The sequence below is a fragment of the Bdellovibrio bacteriovorus genome, assembly GCF_041888015.1.
GTDB lineage: Bacteria > Bdellovibrionota > Bdellovibrionia > Bdellovibrionales > Bdellovibrionaceae > Bdellovibrio.
Window position 1 is genome coordinate 903,470 of the sequence record NZ_CP168968.1, and the last position, 18,511, is coordinate 921,980.

Sequence of the window (18,511 nt, forward strand, 5' to 3'; positions counted from 1 at the left end):
CCGGTCAGTCTTATTTCTTATTAATCGACATGAACAGCACCATGTTCTTGCGGTTGAAGTCGCGGAAGGCGCAGATGCGTTCAGAGTGGTTCAAAGACTGCTGCATTTGCTTCGTCACGCCTTTGTCGTTCAAGTGGCTGGTCAGGCGCTGATCGTAAGACATATCGTAGCCTGTGACACCTTTGAACGGAGACTTCAGGACGGCGCCGTTACAGATGGTCTTCAAAGCTCTTTGGTCGTTGAAGGCCAAGGCCTGCACGCACAGTTGCGCTTGCAGGTAGCTTGATTCGTCAAATTCACTCTGTGGCGAGGTTGTCCCGGTGCTGGTCATTGGGTAGCGGTCCGCATGTTTGAAGTAGTACATGTAAATACCCAAAGCGGACGTCGGATTTTGGATAAGATTCCAGTCATCCTTCATAAAGTCCAGCATCAGACGGTGGGTAGAATCCACCATCGTGCTCATGCGGCCCGTGCGACCATCGCCGACACGCTTCAGGGTGGCGATGTTGGCAATAATGCTGTCTTTCATAAGCTCTTCCAAAGCTTCCAGATTTCCTTTGTTGATCTTCAAGGCCATATTTAAGTCAGACTGAATGTTGGCCGGATTTCCGTTATACATTTGCAGCATGCGGTCTAAAGCTGCCATGCCGGCCTGGATGAAGATCTCTTTTTGTTTATCTGTGAAGTTTTCTTCAGACTTCAAAAGCTGGATGTAATCCTGATAAACGAAGTTGACCAGGCGGTTCGCCAGGAAGCCGGAACGGGCCTGCATCACCATGAATTCATCAAAGACGGTGTTGATCAGTTTCTCAGCTGCAGTTGCTGCGGTCTTAATGTCTTCTTCAGTCAGGTTGCGAGCGTTTACTTTAGAGGCAAAGACTTTACCAATACGCTCGACTTCGTCAAAGCTGTTCAGAATGCGGCTGATGCGGGACTGGGTGTCCATGATTGTGGAAACCACAGAGGCATCACCGGAATTTTCCACGCGCGCTTTCACGATATCCAGATAGTCGTGGATCACGCGTAAGCTGTCTTTCACAGTGTAGTTCACGTCCGTCAATGCCTCGTTCACCAAAGCCTGCTTGTCGACGATGTACCAGTTGCTGAAGTAGGAAATAACCGAGATATTCGCTTCGCGCCCCAGGTCCTGCATGTTGCGACCGATTGTTTCAGCCAAGGTGACTGGGTCCTGGAATTGTTTAAGTTCCGTATAGTGGGCTTGCAACCAGGCATCTGCTGAAATCGGCATCATACCCACGGCTTTACCAGCAACTTGATCAGGCACCTCGTCCATGCCAATCAGGAAGAATGGAATTTTCAACGGAGTTTTATTCATAGTGAAGAAGTTCGTACGACCTTCACCACGGAAACCCTCGCCGTTGATCATGGCTTCAGAAATAGTTCTAACCAATTTCACCACGGCATTTTGTTTTGCTTCCAAGGATGGAAGTTGTTTGATCGTCATCAAAGTGGAGTTGTAAGTACCAAGAAGTGTTTTCAGACCTTTATAGAAGTCCACCACTTCCTGCTGGATGCGGTTTTGGAAGTCCGCATCGGTGGGAAGTTTCGGGTCCACACCGATCTGGATCTTCTGCATCCATTTGGTGATGTTCGGAATGTGAGTGTTTAAAACGTAATGGCCCAGGAACGGATTCTTCGCATCCACCTTGGTGCCTTTTTCCTGACGCCATTCAATATCGCTCATGCCGTCTTTAAACAGAGTCATGGCATCGCGAGCCTGACAGTAAGATTCACTGGTGACTTCCATCAAACAGGACATGGAAGCCAGGAACTCCTGCTCATTCAGTTTTCGTAGAACTTTGGAAAACTTGCGTTCCCGGACCACGTTGGAAAGTTTGGAAACCAAAGTCGCCATCTGGCTGCCTGTGGAATCCTGTCCCGAACCGGCAAAGGCCGTCGCCACCTGAATTGTGGAGGCCAGGAAATTGCCCATCACTTGCTGACTGTCACCCATCAAGCACTGATCCAGTTGCGGCAGGCTGTCCACCACCTTATTCAGGATGCCGACGCCGGCTTTGGTGCTTCGTTGAATTCTTTCGCCGAAATCTTCCATGCGACTGGACATGTTTTGAGCCATCGCCGTGCTGGCATTGTCAGCGCCGACCTGGGCCGAAAGGGTTGCGCCTTCAATTGAACGATTCATCATCAGTTTCATCACCTGATTTTTCATCTCAGGGCTGCTGGTGGCGAAAGTGCGCAGAGCCTCGATTTCCGCCGGGATCTGTGAAAGACGCGCAGAGCGTTTCGGGCTGTCAGAGACATTTCTGACCTGACCTTGCAGCTCATCAATCGCCGCACGAGTGGCATTTCCCAACGCCTGACAGTTTGGATCATCTTTTAGTTGCAAAGTGATTTTGCGTAAATTCTGTGTGGCAGAAAGAGCATTCTGAGTCCAAACCCCTTGAGAGGCGCAAGCTCCACCGAACGCATAAGCCGAACTCAGTCCACTGGCCTCCTGAGCTTGGGCCGACAGACTGGAGGAAACGAGAATAGCGCTAATAAAGGCCTTTTTCATAATGCTCCCTGATGTCTCAAGATGAGACTCAATAAATAAAAATTCACTCAGAGTCCTTAAAAGCAAGGACCAGACCCGGTGACGTGGAATATAGGGGCTCTAAGCAGGCCCGGTGACAAAACAGGCTAGACAGTTGTTAGAGGTGTTGAATATACTGCGCCCCATGGAATGGATTGATATTCACGCACATTTGAACATGCTCGAAGAGGGTGTTGACGCCGCTATTCAGAACGCCAAAGCTGTGGGCGTGAAGAAGATCATCACCATTGGGACCCAGCCCGAAGATCATCCGATCGTCCTGGGGATCGCTCGCAAATACTATCCTGAAGTGTATTGCACGTTGGGGGTTCATCCGCATGACGGAGGCACTTATACTGAGGCCGCAGGGCAGTTTATCGAAGCTCATATCAGTGAGCCCTGTGTGGTGGCTGTTGGTGAAATCGGTCTGGATTACTATTACGACAATTCGCCGCGGGATCTGCAAAAAGAAGCTTTCCGGGCCCAGTTGGAAATCGCCAAACGCACCAAGATGCCGGTGGAAATCCACACGCGGGATGCGGAAGAAGACACCATTGAGATTTTGAAAGAGTTCAAAGGCGAAGTGAATGGTCTTATTCACTGCTTTACCGGGACCGAGTGGCTGGCTCGTCAGGCGCTCGATGTCGGATTTAATATCTCCATCAGCGGCGTTGTGACTTTCAAAAGTGCCGACAGTCTGCGCGAAACAGTCAAAATGTTGCCGCTGGATCGTATTCATGTGGAAACGGATTCTCCATTCCTGGCTCCGATTCCGATGCGAGGAAGAAAGAACACTCCGGCTTATGTGCTTCACACCGCCAAGTTCGTGGCGGACCTCAAGGGGATCAGTCTTGAACAACTGTGTGAGCAGACCAAGATCAATGCTCTAAAAATGTTCCCAAAGATTCAGTGGTAGAAAAGCACCAAGAGGTTATTCGGTAAACTCTTGGGACATGTTCAGGAGCTTGGTGCGTGTTTTTGCAATCCATCCGGCAAAGGGCGCGACCTTCGTGGCCTGGCCAATTCCTTTGCAGCTACTGAAGCCATTAGGAAGTTTTCTGCCTAAGACTGCCGAGTTCACGCCGATCACCTTCAAAGTGCTCCCTTCGTGAAAGAACTGAGGCCCTCCGGAATCACCCTGACATATAAAGGACGGAACCTCAGAGTTCAGCCAGTAGCGATCGGCAAAGCGGCTGTAAGTGCTTTCAACCTTCATGATTCCTTTATGGAGCTGGCCGATAGAGGCCCAAGAATCTTCCCCCGGATGCCCGGTGTAGTCTTTCGAACGTCCATATCCATAGACATAGACCGTCTTATTGGCATAGTTGGCTTTGCTGTCAGTGTCGATATCCACATAACCATAGCCCTCAGGGATGCCTCCTTGGAAGGTTGCCACTGCGATGTCATGGTCATAGCGAAGGGTCGAGTTGTAGGTGGCATGGCGCTGATAGTTTACGCCCTTGCGAGCAACTGAGTTGGAGATGTCGTAGTTGTTGGTAAAGCGCACATCAAAGCCCGCAAAGCCCTTGATGCGACTTTCATCGAAGCAGTGAGCTGCAGAAAGAATTGTTTGAGGCCCGATCAGGGTGGCCGTGCAGAATCCTAAGGATCGACCAAAGCGATTTTTGATATCCAGCAAAACCACACTGCGGGCCGCCTGACTTGCGCGCTCATATATAGGTGTACCACCTATTATATCAAAGGAAGAATTTTCGGTGGAACCTGACGGAGAGGCGGAGTGCGGGCTGCAGGCTGTTGCGCCCAAAACAAGGGACAAGCCGAAGGTGGCAAGCAGTGGAAGTGCTTTCATGAGTGTGGCTCCTTGATGAGTCTTCAATTGCTATCGTGAGAACAGTCTCTTTGCCCGTTGCGGTTGTGTAAACTGCAAAAAGACAAAAAGGGTCACGCTGACAAACTTCTGATCAAAATCTTTTTTCGAACACGGAATTAAGTGGAACTCACTTTGGTATGCGCCTTGCTTTACGGTGGTTGCTCATTAGCTATCGAAAAAAAGGGACATGTTTTATGGAACGTAAGTTAGTTGCGACGGTGCTTTTTGCGCTGACGATGATGCAGTCAGTTGGCTATGCTCAAGTTATTTCTGATCTGCCTGTGCCGGGAGATTCTGACAGTCAGGTCGTATCCACGACAGTGATCACAACTTCATCTGGTCCCAGAACTCCTCCGCCACTTCCCGCGCCACTGCCAAATCAGCAGCAGGAGCGTTCTGGCTCTATAACTGTTAGGAATCTTTCCCGCAGCTCTAACGGAACGGCCTACCGTATTTCCTTGTCGCAAGCGACTGTGTTGAGCCGTCTTGAGTTGAGAGTCCTTAAAAGCCGTCTGAAAGTTCACTCTGTAAATGTGATCACTGAGCGTGGTCAGACTGTATCTGTTCGTGAATTGACAAACATGAACATCCTGAACTCAGGGGTTACGGCGACTTCGGAAAACCTAAATCTGTCCGATAGAGTCAACGCAATTGAGATCGTGGGTGAGTCTTATTCAGCTGAAGCTGACATCCTTGTGACTGCTTTTAGCATGTATTCCAACCCTCAGTTGAATTACCGTCCAGTGGTGGTTGAAAATGGCAACGGGTCCAGCACAGGTTCCAGTTCAGCGGGAGTTTGTTCTGCCGGAACAAGTGGCGACGCTTTGATCAAGTCCCGTCTGGATGAAATCACGCTGTGGAGTCGTCGAATGGACTCCGCTCCCGGCGGAAGCACGCAAGAAAGTTTCGCGGCCAAGGAGTTGGATAGATATGTGAATGATGTCTTGTCCATTGTGCAGAACAACCACAACAACTTGTCTTTTGCTTATATGCAAGAGCTGTTTAAGTTCTATAACCAAAAATATAATGCAGCTTCGTCGGGCAGTCGTCCTGAGGCGATTTATTCGAAGCTGGCTCGCGCCTTCAGTGATGTCAGTGTGACCATCATGAATCGCGAAATTGATTGCACCATCAGCAGAATGAATGGCTCGTCCGAGCAGATCATGAACATGCTGACAGGTTACATCACAGCCTACAACAGAGCCTCATCGGGCAGCCGTGAAGAAGATAACTACCGCAAGCTTATTGTGGCCGCGAAGGCCAAGGTCATTCCGGCCTATAAAAAAGAGCTGGCAAGAAAGTACAACTTCCGCCAGATCATGACGGAGTTTGAAGGCTTCTTTGCCAAATACAATGCGGCTTCGTCCGGCAGTATCACAGAGGATTTGTATCGTCAGATGCTTATGGAGGCGCATCAGCGTGCTTTGGTTGTCCTGCAAAGTCAGGTGTCTTCGATGAATGCCGAACAGAAGTATTCTTTGATCGAGGAGTTTGAAGGTAAATACCGCCGAGCTTCATCCGGCAGCAAGGCGGAAAGCCTGGCTCGTGATGTTTTGAAGATTGTTAACAGATAAGAGGAATGGTCCAGATGAAAACAAAATTGATTCTTGGAATATTGATCGCGACAGCGACAGTACAAGCAAGTGTTCCAGCTTTGGCCCAGCAAGAAGGACGTCCAGGTCGTTACCCTCAGGCTCCCATGCCACCGCCGCCGCCGGGGCAGGGGTCTTATCTGCAGGAAGGCCGCGTTGAGATTCAGAGCGTGACCCGCAGTTCCGGTGGCGCCTGGTATCGTGTCAGTTTGCGCAGGGCTTTGCGTCTTGAGCGTGTTGAGGTGACGGTTTTGTCTCAGCGCCTGAAGCTGCATGAAGCGATTTTGCATACGGCCGATGGTCAGCGTATTTCTGTTCGTGAATTTCAGAACGTGAATGTATTGGGTGCCGGTTCCAGAGCCGTTTCTGAGATTCTGAATACTCGCTCTGGTATCGTGGCAATTGATCTGCGTGCTGAATCTTACGGGGGCTTTGCTGATATCAGTGTTTCTGCGTTGTCTTCTGAGGACCGACCACAATTGGTGGTAGGGGATTTGGCTCCACAAATGCCAAGTCAGCCGGGCAATGGTCACGGCGGCAACGGTTGTTACAACCGCAGCGATGTGACGCGCAGTTTAGAGCGTATGGGGCATGAGGTGGAAGACTGGGCTGCACGCCTGGCTCGCAGTACGTATAGTTCTGTGGAGTACAGCATGGCTAGTCGGCAGCTGCAGCAGATCTCTGCCCGCATGGTGTCCTTGGCACAAAGCCGCGAAGCGCAAGAGTCTTCTTTGACAAGGATGGAAGCTCTGGTCGAGGTCTTCCTGAAAAAGATCAACACATACACTTACGATTCTCTTCCGTATAACGCGTTCTCTCAGACTTCCACGGCGATGTTTAAGTCGATGGTGGCAGGTCTGAATAGTGCTACCCAGTGCGAAATTCGCACGACGGATGAGCTGCTAAGATTCGGCGAGAACTTCCTGGAGAAAATGGGGAAGTCCACTTATGCATCGACTTCCTACAATGGCTACAGCCTCCTGGCGCAGACCCTGTATAAAAAAGCTCCGGGGATGTATGAGCAGGAAAGCAATCGCAACGGCAAAGAGTTCCGTCAAATGGATCTGGATATGGAAATGTTCGGCAAAAAGATGAATACGTACCCATATACCTCGCTGGGATACAACTCTTACAGCGCGCTGGTGCAGAAGGCCGCTGGGATGTCTGAAGCTCAGTTCCGTCAAGTGGCTCGTCGTTTTAGTGCCGTCGAACGTTTCGAGTTGGTAAGATACTTTGAGACAAGACGTAGCGCTTACGCCTATACGTCGGCGATCTATAACCACTACGATAAGATGATGCAGATCGCAGCAGAGGTACGGTAGTTAATGAGCGAAGGGGATTTCTTTGGTCCCCTTTTGACACTGTTTTTCTTGGCACAAAGTTTGGATATAGGCTTCAACGGATTCACTAATCAGTCTTTAAGGAGACGTTTATGAAAAAGAACCTCGTTCTAGGATCACTTATTGTCGCTTCCCTTGTACAATATACAAGCCCGGCGTTCGCGGATAAAGAAACCATTGGTGGAATTATCGGTGGTATCATCGGTGGCGGTATTGGAACTCAAATCGGTAAAGGCAACGGCAATAAAGCAGCGATTATCATTGGTGCTATCGCTGGAACGATGATTGGCTCTAAAGTCGGCAAGGACTTGGATGAGGCTGATCGTCGTGCATTGGAAGAAGCGCAAAGACGTTCCCTGGAAAACCGTCTGGGCAGTCGCAGCGACTGGGATGGCCGTAACTATGGTTCCCGCACAGGTGCTCGCGGAAGCTTCACATCCACTCGTGAAGGTTACAACAACCGCACGGGCGAATACTGCCGTGAATACACAAGCGTGATCTACCTTCGTGACCGTACTGAAGAAACGCGTGGTATCGCGTGCTCTCGCAGAGACGGTTCTTGGTATGAAGTTCGTGAAACGGAAGTTCGCTTTGAAAACCGTGGTGGCTACGGTGGTGGCGGTCGCCATAACGATGGACCAGTAAGACCGACGTACCCATCTCATCCCTCTGAGCCAGTTCGTCCAACACCTCCGCCTCCTCCAGGTCAATCTGGTCGTGGCTATGAAGGTTCTGTTCAGATCAGCCAGATCACTCGTCGTTCGGGTGGTGAGTGGATTCGTGTGACTCTTCGTTACCCTGTGACTTTGGAGCGCATCGAGGTTCGTGCACTGTCTGCAGGCGTGAAAATCCATGAAGCCATGGTTTACACCGCTTCCAACCAGCCAGTTCGCATCAACTACCTGTCCAACACTCGCACAATCTATGCTGGACAATCCGAGGTTTCCGAGAATCTGAACATCCGTGAACGCATCCAGGTCATCGACCTTCGTGCGGAATCCATGGGTGGAAATGCTGATATCTTGGTGAACGCTATCTCTAACCAGGACCGTCCGTCCTTGTCTGTAGGTCGCTAGGAAGCTCATGAGGCCTGAAAACGGCCTAGGGGCCTGAAATTTTAAGGAAATTTCACTAAAAGCCAGTCTATGACAAATAGTGTCTAGACTGGCTTTTTAGCGTTCAAAAGCTGATATTGAGTGGGTTTAAAAAGGAGCTCACTCATGTCTAAGTTGCGTGTTGGTATCAACGGTTTTGGTCGTATTGGTCGTGTTCTTTTCCGCGCGGGTTTTGAAAAACTCGATATCGTCGGAATCAATTCTTTGGACAGCATCGAAGGTGATGCTCACTTGCTTAAATACGATTCTGCTCACGGTGTTTTCGGTGCTGATGTTTCCACCGAAGGCCATAACCTGATTGTGAACGATAAAAAAATCCACGTTTCTAAAACTCGCAACCCAGCTGAAGTTCCTTGGAAAGACTGGGGTGTGGATTTGGTTTTGGAGTGCACAGGCGCTTTCAAAGACAAAGCAGAATTCATGCAGCACGTTGCTGGCGGCGCAAAACGTGTTCTGGTTTCCGGCCCTGCTGAAAAAGGTGCGGATATCACGATGGTTTATGGCATTAACCACGAATCTTACGACCCTTCCAAACACATGGTTGTGTCCAACGCATCCTGCACAACAAACTGTCTGGCGCCTTTGGCGAAAGTTCTGAACGACACCTTTGGTGTTGAGCACGGAACGATGATGACAGTTCACTCTTACACAAACGATCAAAAAATTCTGGATGCTCCTCACAAAGATTTGCGTCGTGCGCGTGCGGCAGCAGTCAGCATGATCCCGACAACAACTGGCGCTGCGAAAAACGTGGGCTTGGTGTTGCCAGAGCTTAAAGGAAAAATCGACGGTATTTCTGTGCGTGTTCCGACTCCGAACGTGTCTTTGGTGGATTTCACATTCACTGCGAAAAAAGACGTGACGAAAGAATCTGTGAACGAAGCTTTGATCGCAGCTTCCAAAGGGGCTTTGAAAGGTATTTTGGCTGTTGAAGACAAAGAACTTGTCAGCGTTGATTTCAACGGCAACAAGCACTCTTCCATCGTGGATCTTGCTTCCACAATGGTTGTGGGACCTCGCATGGTGAAAGTTCTTGCCTGGTACGATAACGAAACGGGCTTCTCCAACCGCATGGTTGACGTTGCTTTGTACATGCAACAGAAAGGTCTTTAATTCATGGCTAACGGTCTTAAAGGCATCAAGACAGTTCGTGATTTCGAGTTGGAAGGAAAAGTTGTTTTCCTTCGCTTGGATTTGAACGTTCCTATGGAAGGCGGCAAGATCACGGATGAAAACCGTATCACGGCTTCCTTGCCAACCATCAAGTACTGCATGGAAAAAGGTGCGAAGCTGGTTCTGGCTTCTCACTTGGGTCGTCCTAAAACCAAAGACGACACTGAATTTTCTTTGGAGCCTGTGGCAAAACGTCTACAGGATCTTTTGGGTGCAGAAGTGATCCTGGTGGAAGAACCGGATTCAGATGCTCCAAAACACTTGCTGCAATCTTTGAAAAAGAATCAGATCATCCTTCTGGAAAACGTACGTTTTGAAGAAGGGGAGACAAAAGACTCTGTGGAGTTCGCGCAAAAGATCGCGAACTACACTGATATTTACATCAACGATGCGTTCGGAGCTTCTCACCGTGCTCACGCGACAATTCATGCTTTGCCTTCAGTGATGAAAGACAAAGGCATTGGTTTCTTGATCGAAAAAGAAATCACGATGCTGGATTCTCTTTTGCAAAATCCAAAACGTCCTTACTTCGCGGTGATGGGTGGTGCGAAGGTTTCTGACAAGATCGCGGTTATTGAACGCCTGATGGACGTTGTTGACGGTTTCATCGTGGGTGGCGCGATGGCGTACACTTTCTTGAAAGCACAAGGTCTGCCAGTAGGAAAGTCTTTGGTTGAAAACGATAAGTTGAAATACGCCAAAGAGATGATCGAGCGTATTGAAGCCCGCAACAAAACCATTTTATTGCCTGTGGATCACGTGGCGACCAAAGGCATCACAGACACAGCGCACGCGCATGTGACTAATGATGTGGCGATCGCAGAAGACGAACTGGGTGTGGACATCGGTCCTAAATCTATCAAAAACTTCTCTGCAGCTTTGCGTGAGGCCGGCACGATCTTCTGGAACGGTCCAATGGGCGTCTTTGAAAATCCAGCTTTTGCCAAAGGCACTTTCGGTGTGGCAGCCGCCATCGCTGAAAGCAACGCAGTTAAGATCGTGGGTGGCGGTGACTCTGCAGCCGCAGCGGAAGCTTCTGGCTTTGCAGACAAGATGACTCACATCTCAACGGGTGGTGGAGCTTCTTTGGAATACCTTCAAGGCGATAAATTGCCAGGTTTGGAAATCCTTAGAACAAGAGTTCGCTAAGGCCCAGCGCGTAGTGCGCTAGCCTCAAGTTTTTTGTTAAATTTGAAAGGTCCTTCGTTATGAAGGGCCTTTTTTCTTTTAAGGACCGAAACGATGAAAAAGATTTTTGCTGCTAACTGGAAGCTGTTCAAATCCCCTAAGGAAACGCGCGAGTTCTTTGCTCAGTTCAAAGAGCTGGCAGGCAAGACAACAGGGGAAGTGGTCTTTTTTCCTTCGGCGATTTCTTTGGAAGCAGCCAGTGAATCTTTGAAAGGTTCAACCATTAAGTTTGGTGCACAGAATGCTTACTTCCAGGCGCAAGGGGCTTTCACAGGTGAAAACTCGGCACAGGTGGTGAAAGATCTGGGCGGCAGCTACATCCTGATTGGTCACAGCGAAAGACGCAGTATCTTCGGTGAAGGGGATGCATGGGTGGCTGATAAAGTTGCCTTCGTACAAGGTTTGGGTTTGACGCCGATGTTGTGCATTGGCGAAACCTTGCAGGAACGCGAATCTGCTAAGACCTTCCGTGTTTTGGAAACGCAGTTGAATCTGGGGTTGGCGAAAGCCGACAAAACAAAACCTGTAGTTGTTGCTTACGAGCCGGTCTGGGCTATTGGAACGGGGAAAGTGGCGACACCGGAACAAGTGGCGGAAACGCACACTGATGTGTATTCAATTTTGAAAGCTTTGGGCTTTGAGTCTGCGCCGATCCTGTATGGTGGCAGTGTGAAGCCAGACAATGCTGCGGGTTTGATCAAGCAGCCGCATGTGAATGGTTTCCTTGTTGGGGGAGCTTCTTTGGAAGCAAAGTCCTTCAGCGAGATTGCTTCCGTTTAGCGGATTTTGGTTTCTTTCAGCCGTCGCCGATTTTTTTCTGGCGAGCGGCGTCTTTGACGGCACCTTCAACCAGTTTGGCGTCAGATGCAGGAAGCTTCTTGAGATTACTCAGGAAGCTTTTTTTATTTTTTTCATACAATGGCAGAATCACTTCACCTGCGTATTGAGTCGGGTCTTTTTTCAAAAGAACCACGGCCGCTTTGATGATTTCATCTTGCAGTTCTTCTGTGCCGGATTCTTTCGCGGCAGTCGCAACGGCCGCTTCCAAGGCTGCAAACGCCTTATCCTGCGCTTTCATGTCGTCTTCAGAAAGTTTGGTTTCTTCTGTTACTGTGATTAAAGATTCAACCTTGGCAGCCTGAAGTTTTTCGATAGCTTCACGCACATCATAAAAGGCCGCCATCGCCGGGGAGGCAAAGAAAGAACAAAGAATCAGAGTCATCATGTTTTTTTTCATTTTGCTCTCCTTCCTATGGTTTAATCATCACGCCGATCATTCGGTAAGGCTTTCCTTGGGCGGCATATCTGCGTGCTTTCGGAGAGCTTAAGAACGAATTTCCGGAATAGAAGTCGCTGACAAATCCGCCGTTACTGCCCCAATCAGTTTTGATCTGAACGTCGCCGGATTCTTTCGTATTATTATGATAGACGATGACAGCTCCTTTGGGAACGTCCGCAGGACTTTTGATCATGTCGCGGTACTTGGGATTGTCCATCAAATTGATCATACCCTGCGCTTTCAGGTCGCGAACGGCATCACGAGCATGGCCTCCGGGAGGGTAGCGGTCAATCATGTCACCACCCATTAGTGCGCGTTTGACAAAGCGATAGCAGTACTTGGTCGATCGAGGGCGTTTGTTTCTCATCCCATAGCTGATCGAGTTTTTGACTTCTTTTCCTTCGGAATAGCGCATGATCATCGGATCATCCGCCCATTTTCCAGCCGCCGCATTTTGAGGGATGGACGCATCAGAGGAGCGCTTGATTTCAGTTCCGACGTCTTTGATGTTCTGGATATTGCGCTCGGCTGAATCCGTGGTTTGTGACACGGAACAATTGATACAGATATCGCCCTCTGTTTTTTTAGGGTCCGTGTTTTTTGCTAAATTAGGATCGACAGAAGGCAGTGGCTTCTGAGTGGCTTTGACCAGCTCTTTTGTTGGCAAGGTCGGGTTGGTGACAGTTCCTTCAACGGGAAGTCCTTCTCCATCGCGGCGAGCGCGGGAGGTCAGAGCTTCTTCCGGGTCTTGGACCTCAGAGCCCTCTTTGTCTTTAAATTCCAACCAAGGATCTTTTTGCGAGAAGTACACCCAAACTTCGTCGCCCACTTTGGCCGAGTTCGTGCCTTTGGCTTCGCCCACCTTAGTAAGGCGCACTTTCAGACCGTAAGAGCCTGTGCGTTTCAACTGACGGGTTTCCAGAATAGTGGCTTCAGAATCTTTGGGGACAAGGGATTTGATGTTGCGGGCATTGGTCCGGAAGTCCACAGAGGAGCGACCGTTCAGGTCTCCGGAGAAAACCACGTCTTGAAGCTCCTGAGGAATGTCAGCTAAGGCAGAGCTTCCTACCAGAGTCAGTGCTACAAAGATGCGAAGAACGCGATTTATAGTGTTCAAAATTGATACTCCTCAAGGTCTTTTCGGACTGTTGAGGTAAATTATAAAGTGAATCATCTTTATTCAGGGCGAAGGTCCTGTTTTGTCTCAATGTGAGGTGAGTATTATGCGTGAACATCCTTTGTTTTTGGTTGGGTTTCGTCCGTTTTTCGTTTTAACCATTCTTTCCGGCGCGGCTTTGCCGTTGCTGTGGGCCCTGGCATTTGCAGGCAAGTTGAATTTGCATCTGACGGGGATTTCGGTTGTTCAATGGCATGTCCATGAGATGTTCTTTGGGTTTGGCTGGGCGATCCTTGGGGGATTCCTGCTTACGGCCAGTAAGAATTGGGTGAAAATTCGTGGCCTGCATGGCGGCTGGCTGGTCGTGGCAGTGCTCATGTGGTTGGTTGAGCGTCTGGGGATTTGGTTCTACGGTTCCCTTCCTGGGGGGCTGAGGCTTCTGGCGGTCAATGCCTTTATCTTCTATGTGGCTGCCTATATTCTCTGGTCTTTGCTTTATTACCGGAAGCAGGACAGCTTTCGTGACAACTACTTCTTTGTCATTGCGCTGCCCCTGTTTATTGTCGCGAAGAACTTGGTGCTGAGTCCGGAATACTATATTCAGGGCTGGATGATGACTTTAGGGCTTTTCCGTTTGGCGTTTGTGGTGATGTTTGAACGCACGATCACACAGTTTATGAAAAACTCTATGGAGGTCACACTGATTCGGAATCCTTATTTGGATTATGGGATCAAGTTTTTTGCGCTGATTTCAGTTTTTGCGGGCTTTATGCCAGAAGGTGTGGGGGCGGCGGTCTTGCTGATTGCCGGCTTATTGCTGGGGATTCGATTTGTACTGTGGAACCCCCATAAGGGCCTTAGTACTTTTGCCATTGGCTTGAGTTACTTCGGATATCTTGCGCTGACCGTGCATTTCTTCCTGGAATTTTTAAGAGTCCAGAATCAGCTTCCGTCGATAGGTGCCCTGTCTGTGCACGTCTTTACTTTCTTGTGTATGGGCGTTGTTATTCCGGCAATGATGATTCGCATTGCACAAGGACACACAGGCAGAAAATTATTGTTCACGGGAATGGATCGGGTGGCGATTGCTTGTATGGGAGCTGGTGCCTTCTTCCGCCTGGTCATGACCCAGATTCAGCCTCAAGGCTATTTTATGTGGATTGCATTGGCTGGAATTGGCTGGGCTCTTTGTTTTATTCTTCTTGGAATTCGTTTGATTCCGTTTCTGTGGCAACCGCGAATTGACGGGAAAGTACACTGAGGCTTGAAGAAGGCAGGGCGAAGGCGGGACAACAGAATGTTGTGGACCCGCCTGTGAACAGGGTTTTCTAGAACAAGGCGTTCTTTGGTGTTCTTGGGAACGGGATCACGTCACGGATGTTCCCCATGCCGGTGATGTACATCATCATGCGTTCAAAGCCCAGACCGTAACCTGCGTGCGGGAAGCTGCCATAGCGGCGCAGATCCGTATAGAAGGAATATTCTTCCGGATGCAAGCCGACTTGCTTCATGCGAGTTTCCAATTTTTCCAGATTGTCTTCACGCTGAGAGCCACCAATGATTTCCCCAATGCCCGGCGCCAAAAGATCCATTGCCCGAACAGTTTTTCCGTCCGCATTCATCTTCATATAGAAGGCTTTGATATCTTTCGGATAGTCGGTCACAAAGACTGGCTTTTTGAAGTGTTCTTCCGCCAGGAAACGTTCGTGTTCAGACTGCATGTCGATACCCCATTGAACAGGGTATTCGAATTTTTTGCCGGACTTTTGCAGAATCTCGATGGCCTCTGTATAGGTCACGCGTGCAAAGTCATTGTTCAGGAGATTATTCAATTTGTCGAACAGACCTTTTTCCACGAACTGGTTGAAGAACTCCATTTCTTCCGGACATTGCTCCATCACATAACGGATGATGTACTTGATCATGTCTTCCGCCAGTTCCATGTTGGCAGTCAGATCAGCAAAAGCGATCTCCGGTTCAATCATCCAGAACTCTGCCGCGTGGCGAGAGGTGTTGGAGTTTTCCGCACGGAAAGTGGGGCCAAATGTGTAGATGTTGCGGAAAGCCGCACAGAAAGTCTCACCGTTCAGTTGACCGCTCACAGTCAGGTTGGTTTCTTTGCCGAAGAAGTCCTGAGTAGTATCAATCGTTCCGTCTTCTTTGCGTGGTGGTTTATCCAGTTTCAGTGTTGTTACGCGGAACATTTCACCAGCACCTTCAGCGTCAGAGCCTGTGATGATCGGTGTGTTCACGTACACGAAGTTTTGATCGTGGAAGAACTTGTGAATCGCAAAAGCCAGAACCGAGCGCACACGGAAGACGGCCGAGAAAGTGTTCGTGCGCGGACGAAGATGGGCGATCTCGCGCAGGAATTCCATGCTGTGACGTTTGTTTTGCAGAGGATATTCCAGATCGGCTTTTTGCACGACTTCAATTTTCGAAGCCATCACTTCAAAATTCTGACCAGCGCCCTGGGACTTCACAACTTTACCTGTGACAAGGATAGAGCTGGAGATAGACAGTGCTGCGACTTCCGAGAAGTTGGAAAGACCGGTATCAAAGACAACTTGAACCCCTTTGAAGAAGGTTCCGTCATTCAATTCAATGAAGCCGAAGTTTTTTTGATCACGGATTTTGCGAACCCATCCGGTCAGATAGACATCCTTATCGAGGTGCTTTTCGGTTTCTCTAAATAGTGATTTTACCAATGTCGTTTCCATAAAGGCCCTTTCAGCAATCCAATTAACCTATCTCTCTTCGGGCTGGTGCGCAAGAATGCCCTGCGGTCTCGCTTCGAGGCGATTGCCCAAGATTCATTCGGGAAGCCTGTTTTCGGCCTCAAAATGTGTATAACGCGAAAAGTCATTAGTCGGCGATCTTCCTGATATCAATAACTTAAATTGAGACCGTGTCTTGCTGGGGTGGGAGGGGAGGCCTAAGATAAGTATGGCTTCAGGAAGGAGTCCTTATGGCAACCCGAACTCATTTTCGACTTTGTCATATCTGCGGAACTGTCAACTCGGCGGAAGCAGAGCTGGTGACGGCTTGTGAGTGCTGTGGAAAGCACCTTGCACCCTTTTACTTTTTCGACGAGAGTAGGGCCATGGGCATCACCGAATCGACTTTTTACTCCAGCATCAGTGGGGTGAAAGATACGGCGTCTGTCCTGCCTCATAAGGAGTACCCTCCGATACTGGGGTTAACTGTGTATTGGGAGCCCTGATCTAAAATGAAAGTCAGCTTTGCAGACATCCAGAAAGCCCGAGAGTTACTAAAAGACATCATTTGCCACACAGAGATGAGCCACTCTATCAGTGCCAGCAATCTTCTTAAGAGCGAAGTCTATTTTAAATTTGAAAATACTCAGCGTACCGGAAGCTTCAAGTTCCGGGGTGCCTACAATAAAATCTCCAATCTGACGGCAGAAGAAAAAGCCCGCGGTGTGGTGGCTAGCTCTGCAGGGAATCATGCCCAGGGCGTGGCGCTGTCAGCAAAGCTTGCAGGAGTGAAGTCCACGATTGTGATGCCGGAAAATGCCTCCATCAGCAAGGCATCAGCCACTCGGGAATATGGTGCGAATGTGGTGCTGAAGGGCGAGATTTATGATGAAGCCTTCGAACATGCGCAGAAGCTTGAGAAAGAACATGGTTTTACTTTCGTACATCCGTATCAGGACCCCTATGTGATTGCGGGTCAGGGGACCATCGGGATTGAAGTTCTGGAAAAAGTGCCGGACCTGGATTCGATCATCGTGCCTATTGGCGGTGGTGGTTTGATCAGTGGTGTGGCGTTGGCGATGAAGTCCATCAATCCCAAGGTGCGTGTGATCGGTGTGCAAAGCGATCGCTCGCCGGGTATGGCGCATCTGTTTAACAAGCAGCCATTGTCCCAGGCCAAACGGGCGGCGACCATTGCCGATGGTATTGCGATCAAAAACCCATCTCAGATGATGTTGGATAATTTCATTTCCAAGTACGTTGATGAAGTTGTGACTGTCAGTGATGACGAGATCGCAGAAGCGATCGTGTTCTTGATGGAAAGAGCCAAGGCCGTGGCGGAAGGCTCGGGTGCTGCAGCCATGGCCGCAGCCATGTCACGCAATCTGAATCTGGGCAAAAAGACCTGTGTGATTGTCAGCGGCGGGAATATCGATTTGAATATCGTTTCCAAGATCATTGACCGCGGGCAGATCCTGCGCGGACGCTTGTGTGAGCTGTCTGTGATTGTGGATGACCTGCCGGGCAACCTGAGTCGATTGACTCAGGCGATTGCTTCGCAAAAGGCCAACATCCTGGAAGTGCGCCACGACCGTGTTTCCAAAGGACTTTCGTTGCGTGAAACACGCATTGATTTCGTGTTAGAGACTTCGAGCATCGAGCATGTGGAGAAGATTAAGCGGGCTCTTGAGGAAACCGGAGCCAAGGTAATCCAAAGCACCTAAAGAGAAGCCCTGTTCCGGGGCCTCTTTCCAATCTTTCAAATTGTACTTCTCCAGAATTCGTTGCAGCTCTCCGCTGTGACGAAGTTCATCAATACCTCGATCTAACAGCTTGGCATATTCCTGCGACTTGGGATTGTTAGGTGAAAAAGCGATATACAGAGACGGGTCGCGACTTTCCACCCAGCCTGCCAGCTTTAAGTCTTCCAGGGCAAGGCGGGCGGTCACGGACATGTACTGCAGAACCACGGGATTTTCGATAAAACCATCCAGGCGGCCGGCCTGAATCATACGGATGATTTGCTCTAACGGGCGATCTCCGGAAAAAGGCACGAACGAGCGGTGGCGGGCGCGAATCAGGTTGTCGACGCTGTCACCATAGGCATAGCCATTGATCACGCCAAGGCGCAGCCCCTGTAAAGAGGGGCGACCGTTGTAAGACCACTTTGATTTCTTTGACACAAAATAGGCATTCTTCATCAGCCCCAAAGAGGTTTTGGGGAAAATAAAATCCGGTGCGTCCACAACACTGCAACCTATCAAGGCTTGGACTTTGTTGGAGCGGGTGTCTTTGATAGCACGAACCCAGTTGTTGAGTTTAATGTGAACTTTGTGACCCTGCTTTTCAAAGACGGCTTTGGCGATCTCAACCATATAGCCGGGATTTTCAGATTCCGGATTGCAGATATACGGACACCAGTAATCAGAGCGAAAAGAAATAGTGTCCGCAGAAGCGGGCGCCGCTATGAAGACAGTTGCTGACAGAATCAATGCGATCAATGCTTGTTGAATTCTCAGGTTCATAAGGCCCCTCTCCTTACTTACTCCTATGCAATACTGTGCTGTTCTGCAAGTTGCACGGATAAAAGGGGGACCTTTCTTAG

15 protein-coding genes are annotated in these 18,511 nt (G+C 49.4%); 9 read left to right on the forward strand and 6 right to left on the reverse strand.

Annotated elements, in window-relative coordinates:
* Window positions 1-10: 10 nt before the first annotated feature.
* Window positions 11-2,536: a hypothetical protein gene (locus ACES2G_RS04495; protein WP_347357287.1), complete on the reverse strand. Its 2,526-nt coding sequence runs from the start codon at window positions 2,534-2,536 to the stop codon at window positions 11-13.
* Window positions 2,537-2,648: 112 nt separating this feature from the next.
* Between ACES2G_RS04495 and ACES2G_RS04500 the strand changes: the two genes are divergently transcribed.
* On the forward strand, window positions 2,649-3,470 hold the full coding sequence (locus tag ACES2G_RS04500) for a TatD family hydrolase (RefSeq protein ID WP_347357286.1): 822 nt from the start codon (window positions 2,649-2,651) through the stop codon (window positions 3,468-3,470).
* A 15-nt stretch (window positions 3,471-3,485) separates the two neighbouring features.
* Here ACES2G_RS04500 and ACES2G_RS04505 read toward each other — a convergent pair whose 3' ends face one another.
* Window positions 3,486-4,364, reverse strand: coding sequence for a trypsin-like serine protease (locus ACES2G_RS04505; RefSeq protein WP_347357284.1), 879 nt, complete (start codon window positions 4,362-4,364; stop codon window positions 3,486-3,488).
* A 215-nt stretch (window positions 4,365-4,579) separates the two neighbouring features.
* Here ACES2G_RS04505 and ACES2G_RS04510 point away from each other — a divergent pair, with 215 nt between their 5' ends.
* From ACES2G_RS04510 to tpiA, 6 genes are all read left to right on the forward strand, one after another.
* On the forward strand, window positions 4,580-5,959 hold the full coding sequence (locus ACES2G_RS04510; protein ID WP_347357283.1) for a beta-sandwich domain-containing protein: 1,380 nt from the start codon (window positions 4,580-4,582) through the stop codon (window positions 5,957-5,959).
* Window positions 5,960-5,973: 14 nt separating this feature from the next.
* Complete coding sequence (locus tag ACES2G_RS04515; RefSeq protein WP_374001422.1) at window positions 5,974-7,299, forward strand: beta-sandwich domain-containing protein; 1,326 nt, start codon at window positions 5,974-5,976, stop codon at window positions 7,297-7,299.
* Between the two features lie 110 nt (window positions 7,300-7,409).
* Window positions 7,410-8,393, forward strand: a complete 984-nt coding sequence (locus ACES2G_RS04520) for a beta-sandwich domain-containing protein (protein WP_347357281.1) — start codon at window positions 7,410-7,412, stop codon at window positions 8,391-8,393.
* A 144-nt stretch (window positions 8,394-8,537) separates the two neighbouring features.
* A complete protein-coding gene (gap, locus tag ACES2G_RS04525; protein WP_374001423.1) occupies window positions 8,538-9,545 on the forward strand; it encodes a type I glyceraldehyde-3-phosphate dehydrogenase in 1,008 nt (335 codons plus the stop codon).
* Window positions 9,546-9,548: 3 nt separating this feature from the next.
* The gene (gene pgk, locus ACES2G_RS04530; protein ID WP_374001424.1) at window positions 9,549-10,754 is read left to right on the forward strand and encodes a phosphoglycerate kinase; all 1,206 of its coding nucleotides are present in this window, start codon (window positions 9,549-9,551) and stop codon (window positions 10,752-10,754) included.
* Between the two features lie 93 nt (window positions 10,755-10,847).
* A complete protein-coding gene (tpiA, locus tag ACES2G_RS04535; RefSeq protein ID WP_374001425.1) occupies window positions 10,848-11,573 on the forward strand; it encodes a triose-phosphate isomerase in 726 nt (241 codons plus the stop codon).
* 16 nt (window positions 11,574-11,589) lie between these two features.
* Here the strand turns inward: tpiA and ACES2G_RS04540 are convergent, their stop codons facing one another.
* Both ACES2G_RS04540 and ACES2G_RS04545 read right to left on the reverse strand, forming a co-directional pair.
* On the reverse strand, window positions 11,590-12,030 hold the full coding sequence (locus ACES2G_RS04540) for a phosphoenolpyruvate carboxylase (protein ID WP_374001426.1): 441 nt from the start codon (window positions 12,028-12,030) through the stop codon (window positions 11,590-11,592).
* 13 nt (window positions 12,031-12,043) lie between these two features.
* On the reverse strand, window positions 12,044-13,189 hold the full coding sequence (locus ACES2G_RS04545; protein WP_374001427.1) for a hypothetical protein: 1,146 nt from the start codon (window positions 13,187-13,189) through the stop codon (window positions 12,044-12,046).
* A gap of 106 nt (window positions 13,190-13,295) precedes the next feature.
* On the opposite strand from ACES2G_RS04545, the gene ACES2G_RS04550 reads away from it, so the two are divergent.
* On the forward strand, window positions 13,296-14,450 hold the full coding sequence (locus tag ACES2G_RS04550) for an NnrS family protein (protein WP_374001428.1): 1,155 nt from the start codon (window positions 13,296-13,298) through the stop codon (window positions 14,448-14,450).
* Between the two features lie 67 nt (window positions 14,451-14,517).
* Here the strand turns inward: ACES2G_RS04550 and asnS are convergent, their stop codons facing one another.
* Window positions 14,518-15,909, reverse strand: coding sequence for an asparagine--tRNA ligase (gene asnS / locus ACES2G_RS04555; RefSeq protein ID WP_347357274.1), 1,392 nt, complete (start codon window positions 15,907-15,909; stop codon window positions 14,518-14,520).
* Between the two features lie 509 nt (window positions 15,910-16,418).
* Here asnS and ilvA point away from each other — a divergent pair.
* The gene (gene ilvA / locus ACES2G_RS04560; RefSeq protein ID WP_347357273.1) at window positions 16,419-17,630 is read left to right on the forward strand and encodes a threonine ammonia-lyase; all 1,212 of its coding nucleotides are present in this window, start codon (window positions 16,419-16,421) and stop codon (window positions 17,628-17,630) included.
* On the opposite strand, the gene ACES2G_RS04565 is transcribed toward ilvA, so the two are convergent.
* Window positions 17,547-18,431 carry a transporter substrate-binding domain-containing protein gene (locus tag ACES2G_RS04565; RefSeq protein WP_347357272.1) on the reverse strand — a complete coding sequence of 295 codons (885 nt, stop codon included), beginning with the start codon at window positions 18,429-18,431 and terminating at the stop codon, window positions 17,547-17,549. The two genes, ilvA and ACES2G_RS04565, sit on opposite strands and share 84 nt — an antisense overlap.
* Window positions 18,432-18,511 lie beyond the last annotated feature (80 nt).

Excerpts from the sequence above, each read along its gene's own strand:
- ACES2G_RS04495 (WP_347357287.1), bottom strand. The coding sequence starts at position 2,536 with ATGAAAAAGGCCTTTATTAGCGCTATTCTCGTTTCCTCCAGTCTGTCG.
- ACES2G_RS04505 (WP_347357284.1), bottom strand. The coding sequence starts at position 4,364 with ATGAAAGCACTTCCACTGCTTGCCACCTTCGGCTTGTCCCTTGTTTTG.
- ACES2G_RS04510 (WP_347357283.1), top strand. The coding sequence starts at position 4,580 with ATGGAACGTAAGTTAGTTGCGACGGTGCTTTTTGCGCTGACGATGATG.
- ACES2G_RS04515 (WP_374001422.1), top strand. The coding sequence starts at position 5,974 with ATGAAAACAAAATTGATTCTTGGAATATTGATCGCGACAGCGACAGTA.
- ACES2G_RS04520 (WP_347357281.1), top strand. The coding sequence starts at position 7,410 with ATGAAAAAGAACCTCGTTCTAGGATCACTTATTGTCGCTTCCCTTGTA.
- gap (WP_374001423.1), top strand. The coding sequence starts at position 8,538 with ATGTCTAAGTTGCGTGTTGGTATCAACGGTTTTGGTCGTATTGGTCGT.
- pgk (WP_374001424.1), top strand. The coding sequence starts at position 9,549 with ATGGCTAACGGTCTTAAAGGCATCAAGACAGTTCGTGATTTCGAGTTG.
- tpiA (WP_374001425.1), top strand. The coding sequence starts at position 10,848 with ATGAAAAAGATTTTTGCTGCTAACTGGAAGCTGTTCAAATCCCCTAAG.
- ACES2G_RS04540 (WP_374001426.1), bottom strand. The coding sequence starts at position 12,030 with ATGAAAAAAAACATGATGACTCTGATTCTTTGTTCTTTCTTTGCCTCC.
- ACES2G_RS04550 (WP_374001428.1), top strand. The coding sequence starts at position 13,296 with ATGCGTGAACATCCTTTGTTTTTGGTTGGGTTTCGTCCGTTTTTCGTT.
- asnS (WP_347357274.1), bottom strand. The coding sequence starts at position 15,909 with ATGGAAACGACATTGGTAAAATCACTATTTAGAGAAACCGAAAAGCAC.
- ilvA (WP_347357273.1), top strand. The coding sequence starts at position 16,419 with ATGAAAGTCAGCTTTGCAGACATCCAGAAAGCCCGAGAGTTACTAAAA.
- ACES2G_RS04565 (WP_347357272.1), bottom strand. The coding sequence starts at position 18,431 with ATGAACCTGAGAATTCAACAAGCATTGATCGCATTGATTCTGTCAGCA.